Below are 13,010 nucleotides of genomic sequence, written 5' to 3' on the forward strand. Positions count from 1 at the left end.
TCACAGGTGGTTATTAACACCAAAGCTGCTTGTAAGCCATTCAATTACAGCAGGTGGTGGCGGGACGTTGGACACCCCGGTTGCCGTGGCAATCGCCAGGACCTGCCGCCTCCGCTATCCAAGCCAACAGCCATGCCCCTCGAGCCCCACCAACTGCCGCTTCCACTCCCGCCACACCCGTCCTCCGCCCGTGCCGACCTGATCCCGGATGTCTCCAACGCCGAGGCTCTCACCTGGCTCGAAGCTCCCGAAACTTGGCCGCTGCACCGCCTGGGCCTGCATGGCCCGGCCGGCACCGGCAAGACCCACATGCTGCACGCGACCGCCGAAGCCTTCGGCTGGCGGGTGCTGGAGGGGCCCGGCCTGACGCTGGACTTCGCCCTGGCCGACGCGACCGGCACTGCGCTGGACCGTGCGGATGCCGCGCCCGAGCCGGCGCTGTTCCACCTCATCAACCACCACGCCGCGGCCGGGCTGCCCCTGCTGATGGCGGCCCGCACCCCGCCGGCGCGCTGGCCGAGCATCCTGCCCGACCTCGCCAGCCGCCTTCGCGCCACGCATGCCGTGGGCCTGGCGGAGCCTTCTCCGATCCTGCTCGCCGCCCTGCTGGCAAAACATATCGCCGACCGCCAACTGCACATCGAGCCCGCAGTCCAGGCCTTCCTGCTGTCCCGGCTGCCGCGCCATGCTGCGGCCATCGCCGGTGCCGTCGCGGCGCTGGATGCCGCCTCGCTCGCCCGCGCCGCCGCCATCACCATCCCCTTCGCCCGCCAGACGCTGGCACTCGATGACCGTTCCGAGACGTCATCCAACAACGCCTCCCCGGACCGCACGCCGCTGCGCTAGTCTGGCGCGATGGACACCCTGCAAGCGCCCGCGCCAGCCCCCGCCGCCCCCGCCCTCAAGCCGGGTGCCCCGCATGGTGCCGTGCGCCCCCCGGCCGTCGCGCCGGACAGCCCGACCCGCTTCATCAACCGCGAACTGTCCTGGCTCGCCTTCAACACCCGCGTGCTGGAGGAAGCCGCCAATCCGCGCCACCCGCTGCTGGAGCGCCTGCGCTTCGTCGCGATTTCCGCCTCCAACCTCGACGAGTTCTATTCCGTCCGCGTCGCCGGCCTGATCGGCCAGGAACGCGCCGGCATCACCGCCGCATCCCCGGACGGCCTGACGCCGAGCCAGCAGCTCGCCGCCGTGCATGGCGCCTCCCAGGCCCTGATCGAGGGACAGCAATCCGCCTGGCACGAATTGCGCGGCCTGCTCGCCGGTGCCGGCGTCATCGTCGCCGACGTGAAGGACCTGACGGAGGCCGACCGCACCTGGCTGGAAGGCTGGTTCATGGACCGCGTCTTCGCGGTGCTGACGCCGCTGGCGGTAGATCCGGCCCACCCCTTCCCCTTCATCGCGAACCTGGCGCTGTGCATGGTGCTGAAGCTGGTGCGGGAGGAGGATGGCGGCACCATGCGCGCCCTGCTGCCGCTGCCGCCGCAGATCGAGCGATTCATCCGCCTGCCCGCCGGCCTGACCCCCGCCGGCGAACGCGCGCCAATCCGCTTCGTGATGCTGGAGGACCTGATCGTCCTGTTCCTGCGCCGCCTGTTCCCCGGCTTCATCGCCGCCGAGCACGGCCTGTTCCGCCTGATCCGCGACACCGACGTGGAGTTCGAGGAGGAAGCCGAGGATCTCGTCCGCTCCTACGAAACCGCCCTCAAGCGCCGCCGCCGCGGTCGCGCCATCCTGCTCTCGGTCGATGCCCGCATGGCCGCCGACATGGTGGATCTGGTGGCGGAGGAGTTGGACGCCGACCGTCAGGGCGTGGTGAAGGTGGATGGCCTGCTCGGCATCGCCGACATCAAGCAGTTGATCGTCGACGACCGCCCCGACCTGCTGTTCACCCCCTACACGCCGCGCTTCCCCGAACGCATCCTGGATTTCGGCGGCGACTGTTTTGCCGCGATCGCCGCCAAGGACATCGTCGTCCACCACCCGTATGAGAGCTTCGACGTCGTCGTCCAATTCCTGCGCCAGGCGGCACGCGACCCCAACGTCGTCGCCATCAAACAGACCCTGTACCGCACCAGTCGCGACAGCCCGATCGCCCGCGCCCTGATCGAGGCCGCGGAGGCCGGCAAATCCGTCACCGGCATCGTGGAAATCAAGGCCCGCTTCGACGAGGAACGCAACATCGCCCTCGCCCGCGAACTCGAAGCCGCCGGCGTCCAGGTCGTCTTCGGCTTCGTCGAACTCAAGACCCACGCCAAGGTCAGCCTGGTGGTACGGCGCGAGCGCGAGATCCTCCGCAGCTACGCGCATTTCGGCACCGGCAACTACCACCCGATCACCGCGCGCATCTACACCGACCTGTCCTTCTTCACCGCCGACCCGGCCCTGACCCGCGATGCCGCGAAGCTATTCAACTACATGACCGGCTACGCCCGCCCCGAGACCATGGAAGGCCTCGCCTTCGCCCCGCTGACCATCCGCCCCGCCTTGCTCGGCCTGATCGAGCGCGAGATCGCCTTCGCCCGCGAAGGCAAGCCCGCCGGCATCTGGCTCAAGCTGAACTCCCTGGTGGACGAGCAGATCATCGATGCGCTCTACCGGGCCTCCCAGGCCGGGGTGAAGGTCGAGTGCGTCGTCCGCGGCATCTGCTGCCTGCGCCCCGGCATCCCCGGCCTGTCCGAGCACATCCGCGTCAAATCCATCGTCGGCCGGTTCCTCGAGCACTCCCGCGTCTATGTCTTCGGCAACGGCCATCGCCTGCCATCCCGCCGCGCCCGCATCTTCATCTCCTCCGCCGACCTCATGGCCCGCAACCTGGACTGGCGCGTCGAGACCATGGTGCCGATCGAGAATCCCACCGTGCACGCCCAGATCCTGGACCAGGTCATGGTCGTGAACCTCCAGGACACCATGCAGTCCTGGCAATTGCGCGCCGATGGCACCTATCGCCGCGTCACGCCGAGTGCGAAAGGAGACACCGGCAAGCCCGTCTCGGCCCATGACTACTTCATGACCAACCCGTCCCTCTCCGGCCGCGGCAGCGCACTCCGCCGCACCACCGCCCCGCCTCGCCGCAACCGCCAGGACCGCGTGCTGCAGGACTGAGCCTCTGGACCTCCCCATGCCCCGCACCCGTTCCGCCACCACCCTGCCGCCGCGCCAGGCGGTGGTCGACCTCGGCTCCAACTCCGTCCGCCTGGTGGTGTTCGAGGGTCTGTCGCGCAACCCGCTCACCATCTTCAACGAGAAGGCCGTCCTCGGCCTCGGCCGCGGCCTGCAGAACACCGGGCGCCTGAACGAGGACGCCATCGCCCCGGCGCTGACCGTCCTGTCCCGCTATGCCGCCGTCGCCCGCGCCATGGGCGCCGACACGGTGGAGGTCCTGGCCACCGCCGCCGCCCGCGACGCCGAGAACGGCCCCGACTTCATCGACGCCCTGCGCGCCCGCCTGCCGGACCTGCCCGTCCGCGTCCTGACCGGGGAGGAGGAGGCGATGTTCTCCGCCGACGGCGTCCTGCTCGGCTTCCCCGAGGCGGATGGCATCCTGGGCGATATCGGCGGCGGATCGCTGGAGGTGGTGGACCTGGCCGCAGGCCGCGCCACCACTGCCGCCTCCCTGCCCATCGGCGCCATCCGCCTGGCGGACCGCGCCGGCAACGACGCCACCAAGGCCCGCGCCATCGTCGAAGCCGACCTCGCCCGCGTGTCCTGGCTCAAGCGCGGGGAGGGGCGGGACCTGTACCTGGTCGGCGGCGCGTGGCGCGCCTTGGCGCGGATGCACATCGCCCAGACCAACTACCCGCTCTCCATCGTCCACCACTACGTGCTGCGGCGGGAGGAGGCGCGGGACCTCGCCGGCGTCGTCGCCAAGTCCGACCGCAAGATGCTGGCCTCCATGCCCGGCGCCCCCGCGAAGCGCCTGGGGGACATGCCCTACGCCGCCGTGGTGCTGCGCCGCCTGCTGCGCGCCACCGGCGCCAGCCGCGTGGTGTTCTCCGCCAATGGGCTGCGGGAGGGCTGGTATTCCCGCCTGCTGCCCGATGCGGTGCGCCAGGAAGACCCGATGCTGGCCGCCGGCCGCGACCTGGCGATGCGCTGGGGCCGCGACCCGGACCTGCCTGCGGCGCTGTTCGCCTGGACCCACGGGCTGTTCGACGAGGAAAGCCCGGAACAGGCGGCCTTGCGCGAGAGCAGTTGCTGGATCGCCGATTCCGGCAGCCACGACCACCCGGACTACCGCGCCGAGCACGCCTTCTACCGCGTCCTGCGCCAGCCCGGCGTCGGCCTGGACCACCACCAGCGCGCCTTCCTGGCCCTGGTCGTGGCGCTGCGCTACGAGGCCGACGCCACGGCCCCCTTCCTCGCCACCGCCCGCACCCTGCTGGACGCTGCCGCGGTGAAGCGCGCCGAAACCCTCGGCGCCGCCCTGCGCCTGGCCTTCACCCTGTCCGGCGGCACCCCCGTGCTGCTCGCCGGAACCGCCATCCGCCGCCGCGGCGGAGAGTTGCAACTGCGACTGGTCGAGGGCAGCGGCGTCTTCGCCGGCGAAAGCGTCCAACGCCGCCTAGACGCCCTCGCCACCGCCCTCGCCCTGACCGCCACCGTCGAAGTCGCCCCCGGCTAAAGAGCCCTCCCCCCAAGGGGGGTGGGTTGGGGGGCGGGGGCTACGCCGGCACGCACATCCCCCCACCCCGCATCATGTAGAACAGCGGCAGCGGCGGGTGCCCCATCTTGTCCTTCGGCGACCCCACATCGTTGCTGATCAGGATGCGGATGCCGCCCTTCGCCGTCCCCAGCACCTTCATCAGCCGCTTGAAGGCGGAGGTTGACCCGCCGATGAAGGCGGACTTCTTGTCCCAGGTGTCGCCGACCAGGATGCAGCCATCCGTATGCTCGGCCTTGTTGCCGACATGGATGCGGACGCCCGAAAACTGCGGCACCTTGTCCACCAGCGGCACGATCCGCCCCAGCCCCTTCTTCTCGTAGCTGTCGGAGAAGCGCGGGCTTTCGCAGAGGATCACCGGATAGGTCCCGGCGAAGATCGCCGTCTTGCTTTTGACCTTCTCCGTGCGGATCACGTCTTCCAGCGTGAAGCAGGTGAAATCGCCGATGGTCATGGTGCCAATCGTCGCTTCGTCCACGGCGAAGTGGCGGCGTAGGGTGATTTCCATGGGGCCTCCCGCACATCAGGCGCCAATGGCCCGGCACGGAAATGCGTGCGGGCCTTGGCCACAGGAGACTGGCCTTCACCCATGCCGCCAGCATTTCGGCTCGTTTCACGCCGTTTCGTATCCGATCAGGACCGGACGCCTGCACCTCCTTGGCCGCCAGGAAGATCTTTTCCACGCAGCACAAAAGGCCCACGACCGCGGTTCCGCAGCCCAGCCGACTCAGGACATCTGACTGCTGAGATAAGGACGATGTTCCGACATCCCCTTGTCCCGATCAGGCGAGAGGCCCTTCGGCGCAATGCAACGCACGGCCCCCCTGGTGCCCATGACCGACGCCGAGTGGGACGCCCTGCCACTACCTCCCCACCAGTCGCGGTCGCCCGCCTCGGCCGGGCCATCCCGCCGCGCCGCCGCATCCATCGATATCGCGAATGCCCGCGCCCGACGCCGTGCTCAGAACCGCTGCGCCGGCGCCGGCGCCGTCGTGGCTCGCGCGCAACTGCCCTGGTAGTCCACGGCGGTCCTGTCCGTGCAGCGCAGGCTCAGTCGGTATGCCCCACTGTTGCGGTCCATGTTCGCTGCCATGTTGCAGCCGGCGGTGGCGGAGGGCGAAGTCATCGCCACCCGCTGCGGCGTGAAGGTCTGTACATTCCACCGCGTCCACTGCTGCGTCTGCGGATTGTACTGCTGCACCGTGCCGTTCTGATGCAGGGCGAACCGCACCGTGTACCGCGCGCCCATGGCCCGCGTGCTGCTGTTCGTGGCCGTCACAGCATAGGTGCACGTCACCTGCGTCGCCTGGGCCTGCGCCCGCGCCACGCCCGGCAGCAGCGCCGCGGCGCCGAGGGCCAGCAGTGCAACCCGCATCATATCGTGGTTCATGTCGTTTCCTGCACCACCGCTCATTATTGAGTGGTGATCAGGATGTAAGGAAATACAACCCACGCGCAAGTCTGTTTCGCGTGCGGAAACTCAAGCCTGGATCAGCCGCACCCGCCGCCCGTCCACGCCCAGCGCCACCCGCCCGGCGCGCAGGTCCAGCGCCGCGCTGCCGAACACTTCCCGCCGCCACCCCTGCAGGGCTGGCACCTCTGTCTCCCCGGCCGCGAGCCGTTCCAGCTCTTCGGAATTCGCCAGCAGGCGCGGCGCCACCTGATGCTCCTCGCTTTTCGCCGCCAGCAGCACCTTCAGCAGCGCGACCAGGGCCGGGGAGGGGTTGGCCCCATTCGCCCGTTCCTTCGGCGCTTCCGGCAGGTCGCCCTCGCCGAGTGCTTTGGCCTCCTGCAACGCCACCAGCAGCGAGGCGCCGGACTTGCCCTTGGCAAAACCCTCCGAGATCCCGCGCGCCCGGGTCAGCTCCGCCACCGTCTCCGGCGCCGTCGCCGCAATCTCCAGCAGCGTCTCGTCCTTCACCAGGCGCTGGCGCGGGATGTTGACGCGCTGCGCCTCCCGCTCCCGCCACGCCGCCGCGGCGCGCAGCAGGCCGAGGAAGCGGCGGTTGCCGGTGCGCGGGCGCAGCTTCTCCCACGCCGTCTCCGGGTCCTGGCGATAGGTCGCGGGCTCTGCCAGCGCCGCCATCTCCTCCGCCACCCAGGCGGTGCGGCCCTCGCGTTCCAGCTTGGTGGTCAGGCCGGTGTAGATGCGCCGCAGATGCGTCACATCGGCCGCCGCATAGGCGATCTGCGCCGGGGACAGCGGGCGCGCCGCCCAATCGCTGAATCGGTGCGCCTTGTCGATCTGCGCGTTGGCGAGGGAGCGGGCGAGCTGGTCGTAGCTCACCTGGTCGCCGAAGCCGGCGACGGTGGCGGCGATCTGGGTGTCGAAGATCGGCGTCGGCACCGCGCCGAAGCGCAGCAGGAAGATTTCCACATCCTGCCGCGCCGCGTGGAACACCTTCATCACGGCAGTATCGGCCAGCAACTCGCCGAGCGCCGCCAGGTCGATCCCCGGCGCCAGCGCATCCACCACCGCCACCTCGGCATCGCCGGCCAGCTGCACCACGCACAGCTCGGGCCAATAGGTGCGCTCCCGCATGAACTCCGTGTCGACCGTCACGAAGCGTTCGCCGCGCAATCGAGTACACAGCGCCACCAGGGCTTCGGTATCGGTGATCAGGTACGGCGCCGATTCGGCGCCCGGGGTGCGGCGACTCATGCGGGGGGTGTAGCGCCCGGCCGGGCTTGGCGAAAGGCCGCCTGCCCTTGACATCAGCTTCCCGGTCGGGCGGTTTGCCGGATCATCCCAGCCCCACAGGCCATCACCCATGCACGCCTACCGCACCCACCATTGCGGCGCCCTCCGCGCCGCCGATTCCGGCAAGACCGTCCGCCTCTCCGGCTGGGTGCACCGCAAGCGCGACCACGGTGGCCTGCTGTTCGTCGATCTGCGCGACCATTACGGCCTGACCCAGTGCGTGGTCGCCCAGGGCACCCCCGGCTTCGACACGCTGGACGGCGCCCGACCTGAATCGGTGGTGACGGTGACCGGAGAGGTCGTGCCGCGCGAGGGCACCACCATCAACGCGAAGCTGCCAACCGGTGAGATCGAGCTCCGCGTCCGCGACGTCACCGTGCAGTCCGCCGCGGAAATCCTGCCGATTCAAGTGGCTGGAGAGCAGGAATTCCCCGAGGACCTGCGGCTCCGCTACCGCTTCATCGACCTGCGCCGAGACCGCCAGCACCGCAACCTGATGCTGCGCAGCGCCGTCATTGCCAGCATCCGCCGCCGCATGATCGACCAGGGCTTCACCGAATTCCAGACCCCGATCCTGACGGCGTCCTCGCCCGAGGGCGCGCGGGACTTCCTGGTGCCTGCCCGCAATCATCCGGGGAAGTTCTACGCCCTGCCGCAGGCACCGCAGCAGTTCAAGCAGTTGGCGATGGTCGCCGGCTTCGACCGCTACTTCCAGATCGCCCCCTGCTTCCGCGACGAGGCATCGCGGGCTGACCGCTCGCCCGGCGAATTCTACCAGCTTGATTTCGAGATGAGCTTCGTCACCCAGGAAGATGTCTTCGCCGCGATCGAACCGGTGCTGGCCGGCGTGTTCGAGGAGTTTGCCGACTTCTCCGGCACGAAGCGGTCCGTCACCCCCGCGCCCTTCCCGCGCATCCCCTTCGACCAGGCGATGCTGGAATTCGGATCCGACAAGCCGGACCTCCGCAACCCCATCCGCATCGCCGACGTGACGGAACACTTCGCCGGCGGCGGCTTCGGCCTGTTCGCCCGCGCCATCGACAAGGGCGCCGTGGTCCGCGCCATCCCCGCCCCCGGTGCCGCTGCAAATCCGCGCAGCTTCTTCGACAAGATGAACGAATGGGCGCGCGAACAGGGCGCCGGCGGCCTGGGCTACATCACCTTCGCGAATGGGGAGGCCGGTGGCCCCATCGCCAAGAACCTGGAACCCGCCCGCGTCGCCGCCATCAAGGCCGCCTGCAACCTGTCGGACGGCGACGCCGTGTTCTTCGCCGCCGACAAGGTCGAGGCCGCCGCCAAACTATCCGGCCAGGCGCGCACAAGACTGGGCAATGAACTCGGCCTGGTCGAGAAAGACGCCTATCGGTTCTGCTGGGTCACTGACTTTCCCATGTATGAATTGAATGAAGAAACTGGAAAGGTGGACTTCAGCCACAACCCCTTCAGCATGCCCCAAGGCGAGCTGGAGGCGCTGAACACCATGGATCCGTTGCAGATCAAGGCCTACCAGTACGACATCGTCTGCAACGGCATCGAGTTGTCCTCCGGCGCCATCCGCAACCACCGCCCGGACGTCATGATCCGGGCCTTCGAGATCGCCGGCTACACCGCCCAGACGGTGGAGGACCGCTTCGGCGGCATGCTCAACGCGTTCCGCTACGGCGCCCCCCCGCATGGCGGCTCCGCCCCAGGCATCGACCGCATCGTCATGCTGCTGGCCGATGAGCCGAATATTCGTGAAGTAATTTTGTTTCCGATGAATCAACAAGCTGAGGACCTGATGATGGGCGCGCCCGCGCCGGTGGATCCGGCCCGGCTCAAGGAACTTTCGATCCGCCTGGACCTTCCGCCGCCCAAGGGTGGTGCAGGTGGCCCCAAGGCTTCCTAAGTGCAGCCTAGCGCGCAGTCCGGAGTCCCCATGCAGCCAACCCGTCGCCTCAGCCTTCTTGCCGCCCTCTGCCTGCTCGCGGTTCCCGCCTCCGCCCAGGTCACGGCAGGACCGCGCGCCGGGGTCTCGGAGGCAGCGCTGGCCGCCGGCATCGCGCGCATGGCACCGCACCGGGCCGCCTATCGGCTCGACCTCGGCGAAGCACGGGGCTCCGGCATCACCTCCGTGCGTGGCGCCATGGTGTTCGACGTGGCCGATGCCTGCGAAGGTTGGGCCACCCGTCAGCGCATGACGCTGACGGTGGTGGACCGCGAGGGCCAGGAGATCGAGACCGTCTCCGACTACGCGACCTATGAGGCCAAGGACAATTCCCGCCTGCGCTTCTCCCTGACCCAATCCACCCAGGGCGCCGTCAGCCAGCGCGTGTCCGGAGAGGCCGAGCTGCGCCCCGATGGCGCCGGCACTGTCCGCTTCACCGACCCCGCGGGGCAGGAGGAGACGCTGCCGGCCGGCACGCTGCTGCCGATGCGCCACACCGTGCTGGCGGTGGAAGCCGCACGCGGCGGGCGGCGCATCCTGTCCGCGCCGCTGTTCGACGGCACGACGAACGAGGGGGCGCAGGACACCACCACCGTGATCACGGCTTGGTCCGCGGCCGCCGGCACGCCGCGCTTCCCGTTGGCCAGCGGGGCCTCCGGCCAGATGCGCATCGCCTTCTTCGAGCGGGGCGGCAGCGCGGCCGGCGGCGCATCCCAGCCGGAATACGAGGTTGGGCTGCGCTACTTCGAGAATGGCGTGGCGGACGAGATCACCATGGATTTCGGCGACTTCTCCGTCACCGGCCGGGCGCTGGAACTCTCGCCCTTGCCGGGCGGCTGCTGAGCCTCAGGCGGCCTCGAACAGCGCCGCGATCTCCGCCCGGTCCCGCGTTCGCGTCAGGGCCAGCATCAGCAGGATGCGGGCCTTCTGCGGGTTCAGGTTGTCCGCGGTGATGAACCCTTCCTCACCGTAGCGACGCGTCGGGAAGGTCCGGCCGGAGCCGGCCCGGGAGGACAGCACCACGGTACAGCCGGTGACGATGGCCTCGGCCATCGCGGCGCGCTCGGCGGGCGTGACAAACCCGGGTGCCAGCGCCGCGGCGACCAGGCCGGAGGCGCCGGCGGCCAGGAAGGCATGCACCGCCACGCCATCGCCACCCGCCACCGAATAGACGACGTCGACGCGGGGCGGCTGCTCAACCGCTGTGATGTCGAAGCGCCCGGCTACCGGCAGCAAGCGCGTCGGGCGCCGCCAGTAAGACACGCGGTCGGCATCGACATGACCGAGCACGCCGACATCCGGGCTGCGGAAGGTCTGCAGCCGCCCGGTGGAGGTTTTTGTCACCTCCCGGGCCGCATGAACCTCGTCGTTCAGCACCACCATCACGCCGAGGCCGCGCGAGGCCGGGTCGGCCGCGACCCGCACCGCCGCCACCAGGTTCATCTGCGCATCGGAGGACAGGCCGGTGAAGGGCCGCTGCGCACCGGTGACGACCACGGGCAGGTCGGTCGGCAGGGTCAGCGACAGCAGGTAGGCGGTTTCCTCCAACGTCGCGGTGCCATGCGTCACCACCACCCCGGCGAGGTCCGGATGCGCCGCCTCCATCTCCAGGATCTTCGCCACCAGGGCGCGCCAGTCGGACCAGCCGATGGCAGTGGAGGGGATGGCGGTGAAGGGCGCGGCGATCACCTCCGCCACCCGCGCCAGGTCCGGCACGCCGGCGACCAGCGCCTCCGCATCCAGGATGCCGAGGCCGGAGGAGGCGTAGTCCTGCACATCCAGCGGATGCGCGCCGCGGGAGGCGATGGTGCCACCCGTGCCGATGACGGCGACCTTCGGCCTCATGCGTCGACCACGGCGCAGGTGAGGCGGGAGACGCAGGCGAGCTTGCCGTCGCCACGCCGGATCTCGGTTTGCCAGACCTGGGTGCGGGCGCCGGTGTGCATGGGGCGGCAGATGGCGGTCACCGTGTCGCCCTGCTTCACGCCGGCCATGTGGTTGGCGTTGATCTCGATGCCGACGGCGCGATGCGCCTCGCCCAGGGTCATCATGCAGGCGACGGAGCCGATGGTCTCGGACAGGACGACGCTGACGCCGCCATGCAGCAGGCCGAAGGGCTGCACGTGGCGTGTATCGACCGGCATGGTGGCGTGCAGCGCATCCGCCTCGATCCGCGTGATCGCGATGGACAGCAGCCCGGCCGTGGTCTCCGCCATGCGGGCGTTAATCTGGTCCGGGGTCCAGTCACGCTTCCAGAGGCTCATCGCAGGATCCCAGGCTGTTGCCGGCACAGTCATCCCAGCCGGCGGCGGAAGGTCAAGCCACCGGAGGCGGACAGCCGCATCCAACGCGCCAGCATCAGGCCGGCGACCAGGAACAACCCAGCGGCCAGTCCGATCCACAGGCCGATCGGCCCGAGCCCCAGCGGCAGCGCCAGGGCGAGACCGAGTGGCAGGCCGATGATCCAGTAGCCGAAGCCGGCCAGCAGCATTGGCACCTGCGTGTCCTTCAGCCCGCGCAGCGCACCGGCGGCCACCGCCTGCACGCCATCCGCAAGTTGGAACAGCCCGGCCACCACCAGCATCACGCTGGCCAGCGTCGCGGTCTCCACGGCCCCCGGATTGCCCTCGCCGAGGAACAGCCAGGGAATATCGCCAGCGAAGCCGACCAGGAAGGCGGCCGAGATCGCCATGAAGCCGGCGCCGAGCACGATGCCGATCCAGCCGGCGCGCGCCGCCGCGATGGCGCGGCCGGCGCCGGTCATCAGTCCTACGCGGGCGGTCGCCGCCTGGGCGATGCCCATCGGCACCATGAAGGTGGCGGAGGCGATCTGCACCGCGATGGCATGCGCGGCGACGGCAACTGCGCCGAACCAGCCCATGGCGATGGCGGCAAAGGCGAAGACGGCGATCTCCAGTGCCATGGAGCCCGCGATCGGCAGGCCGATCTGCGCCACCTCCCGCAGCCGGGACACATCCAGGCGCCAGAGACGGCCGAACAGGTGGTAGCGGCGCAGGTGCCGGTCGCGCGCGATGACGAGAACCAGGCCCACGAACATGAACAGGTTGCACAGCGCGGAGGCGATACCGGCACCGACCACCCCCAGCGCCGGGACGCCGTAGCCTCCGTGGATCAGCCAGTAGTTCAGCGGGATGTTCAGGACGACGCCGACGAAGGAGACCACCAGGGCGGATAGCGGCCGCTGTTCAGCGGATAGGAACCCACGCAGCACGACGAAGCCGCAGAACAGCGGCATGCCCCACATCAGCGCGCGGACGTAATCCGCCGCCAGAGCCGCCAGAGCCGGGTCCTGTCCCAGGCCGCGCAGCAGCGAATCCGTGTGCCAAAGGACCAGCCAGACCGGGATGGTGGCGGCGGCGCAGGCCCAGAAGGCGGCGCGCACATCCCGCCGCATGCCGCGCAGGTGCCCACGCCCGCGGCCACGGGTCTGCGCGCACATCGGCCCGGCGGCCAGTGCCAGCCCGAAGGCCGGGGCGAGTGCGGCGAAGTACAAATTGCCGCCGAGGGTCGCCGCCGCCAGCGCCTCCGTCGCCACGCGGCCGAGGAACAGCGCATCGGTCAGCGACAGTGCGAATTGCGACAGGTTGGTCAGGACCAGCGGCCAAGCGAGCGCGAGGGTGGCCCGGATCTCCGGCCCCCAGGCGCCGAGCCTTCCCTGGCGTGCGGCGGTTTGCGTGTCCATGGCGGCGAGGCTGTAG

11 protein-coding genes are annotated in these 13,010 nt (G+C 69.8%); 5 read left to right on the forward strand and 6 right to left on the reverse strand.

The features are described 5' to 3' along the window. Positions 1–132: 132 nt before the first annotated feature. The 3 genes from ACLF3G_RS11920 to ACLF3G_RS11930 are packed head-to-tail and all read left to right on the forward strand — an operon-like array spanning position 133 to position 4,624. Positions 133–846, forward strand: a complete 714-nt coding sequence (locus tag ACLF3G_RS11920; protein WP_430669585.1) for an HdaA/DnaA family protein — start codon at positions 133–135, stop codon at positions 844–846. A 9-nt stretch (positions 847–855) separates the two neighbouring features. Then, on the forward strand, positions 856–3,105 hold the full coding sequence (locus tag ACLF3G_RS11925) for an RNA degradosome polyphosphate kinase (RefSeq protein ID WP_430669586.1): 2,250 nt from the start codon (positions 856–858) through the stop codon (positions 3,103–3,105). 16 nt (positions 3,106–3,121) lie between these two features. Next, a complete protein-coding gene (locus ACLF3G_RS11930) occupies positions 3,122–4,624 on the forward strand; it encodes a Ppx/GppA family phosphatase (protein ID WP_430669587.1) in 1,503 nt (500 codons plus the stop codon). A gap of 40 nt (positions 4,625–4,664) precedes the next feature. Here the strand turns inward: ACLF3G_RS11930 and ACLF3G_RS11935 are convergent, their stop codons facing one another. The 3 genes from ACLF3G_RS11935 to rnd all read right to left on the reverse strand — a co-directional run bounded on the left by ACLF3G_RS11935 (position 4,665) and on the right by rnd (position 7,325). Further along, entirely contained in the window at positions 4,665–5,171 is a 507-nt protein-coding gene (locus ACLF3G_RS11935) for a DUF5675 family protein (protein WP_430669588.1), read from the reverse strand. Positions 5,172–5,624: 453 nt separating this feature from the next. Next, the gene (locus ACLF3G_RS11940; RefSeq protein ID WP_430669589.1) at positions 5,625–6,053 is read right to left on the reverse strand and encodes a hypothetical protein; all 429 of its coding nucleotides are present in this window, start codon (positions 6,051–6,053) and stop codon (positions 5,625–5,627) included. A gap of 90 nt (positions 6,054–6,143) precedes the next feature. After that, positions 6,144–7,325: a ribonuclease D gene (rnd, locus tag ACLF3G_RS11945; protein ID WP_430669590.1), complete on the reverse strand. Its 1,182-nt coding sequence runs from the start codon at positions 7,323–7,325 to the stop codon at positions 6,144–6,146. Positions 7,326–7,434: 109 nt separating this feature from the next. Between rnd and aspS the strand changes: the two genes are divergently transcribed. Both aspS and ACLF3G_RS11955 read left to right on the forward strand, forming a co-directional pair. Beyond that, positions 7,435–9,252, forward strand: a complete 1,818-nt coding sequence (gene aspS / locus ACLF3G_RS11950; protein WP_430669591.1) for an aspartate--tRNA ligase — start codon at positions 7,435–7,437, stop codon at positions 9,250–9,252. A 30-nt stretch (positions 9,253–9,282) separates the two neighbouring features. After that, the gene (locus tag ACLF3G_RS11955; protein WP_430669592.1) at positions 9,283–10,134 is read left to right on the forward strand and encodes an EipB family protein; all 852 of its coding nucleotides are present in this window, start codon (positions 9,283–9,285) and stop codon (positions 10,132–10,134) included. A gap of 3 nt (positions 10,135–10,137) precedes the next feature. On the opposite strand, the gene ACLF3G_RS11960 is transcribed toward ACLF3G_RS11955, so the two are convergent. Genes ACLF3G_RS11960 through ACLF3G_RS11970 form a run of 3 tightly spaced genes read right to left on the reverse strand, consistent with a single transcriptional unit; the run spans position 10,138 to position 12,994 of the window. Further along, positions 10,138–11,136, reverse strand: a complete 999-nt coding sequence (locus ACLF3G_RS11960) for an asparaginase (protein ID WP_430669593.1) — start codon at positions 11,134–11,136, stop codon at positions 10,138–10,140. After that, positions 11,133–11,555 carry a hotdog fold thioesterase gene (locus ACLF3G_RS11965; RefSeq protein WP_430669594.1) on the reverse strand — a complete coding sequence of 141 codons (423 nt, stop codon included), beginning with the start codon at positions 11,553–11,555 and terminating at the stop codon, positions 11,133–11,135. Before ACLF3G_RS11965 ends, ACLF3G_RS11960 begins: the two co-directional genes overlap by 4 nt. A 29-nt stretch (positions 11,556–11,584) precedes the next feature. Further along, the gene (locus ACLF3G_RS11970; protein WP_430669595.1) at positions 11,585–12,994 is read right to left on the reverse strand and encodes an MATE family efflux transporter; all 1,410 of its coding nucleotides are present in this window, start codon (positions 12,992–12,994) and stop codon (positions 11,585–11,587) included. Positions 12,995–13,010 lie beyond the last annotated feature (16 nt).

This window comes from Falsiroseomonas sp. HC035 (genome assembly GCF_050563525.1).
Taxonomy (GTDB): Bacteria; Pseudomonadota; Alphaproteobacteria; order Acetobacterales; family Acetobacteraceae; genus Falsiroseomonas.

What these genes read in the sequence shown, in the direction of transcription:
- ACLF3G_RS11955 (WP_430669592.1), top strand. Translation starts at nt 9,283, where the DNA reads ATGCAGCCAACCCGTCGCCTCAGCCTTCTTGCCGCCCTCTGCCTGCTC.
- ACLF3G_RS11940 (WP_430669589.1), bottom strand. Translation starts at nt 6,053, where the DNA reads ATGAACCACGATATGATGCGGGTTGCACTGCTGGCCCTCGGCGCCGCG.
- ACLF3G_RS11965 (WP_430669594.1), bottom strand. Translation starts at nt 11,555, where the DNA reads ATGAGCCTCTGGAAGCGTGACTGGACCCCGGACCAGATTAACGCCCGC.
- ACLF3G_RS11930 (WP_430669587.1), top strand. Translation starts at nt 3,122, where the DNA reads ATGCCCCGCACCCGTTCCGCCACCACCCTGCCGCCGCGCCAGGCGGTG.
- ACLF3G_RS11925 (WP_430669586.1), top strand. Translation starts at nt 856, where the DNA reads ATGGACACCCTGCAAGCGCCCGCGCCAGCCCCCGCCGCCCCCGCCCTC.
- aspS (WP_430669591.1), top strand. Translation starts at nt 7,435, where the DNA reads ATGCACGCCTACCGCACCCACCATTGCGGCGCCCTCCGCGCCGCCGAT.
- ACLF3G_RS11970 (WP_430669595.1), bottom strand. Translation starts at nt 12,994, where the DNA reads ATGGACACGCAAACCGCCGCACGCCAGGGAAGGCTCGGCGCCTGGGGG.
- rnd (WP_430669590.1), bottom strand. Translation starts at nt 7,325, where the DNA reads ATGAGTCGCCGCACCCCGGGCGCCGAATCGGCGCCGTACCTGATCACC.
- ACLF3G_RS11920 (WP_430669585.1), top strand. Translation starts at nt 133, where the DNA reads ATGCCCCTCGAGCCCCACCAACTGCCGCTTCCACTCCCGCCACACCCG.
- ACLF3G_RS11935 (WP_430669588.1), bottom strand. Translation starts at nt 5,171, where the DNA reads ATGGAAATCACCCTACGCCGCCACTTCGCCGTGGACGAAGCGACGATT.
- ACLF3G_RS11960 (WP_430669593.1), bottom strand. Translation starts at nt 11,136, where the DNA reads ATGAGGCCGAAGGTCGCCGTCATCGGCACGGGTGGCACCATCGCCTCC.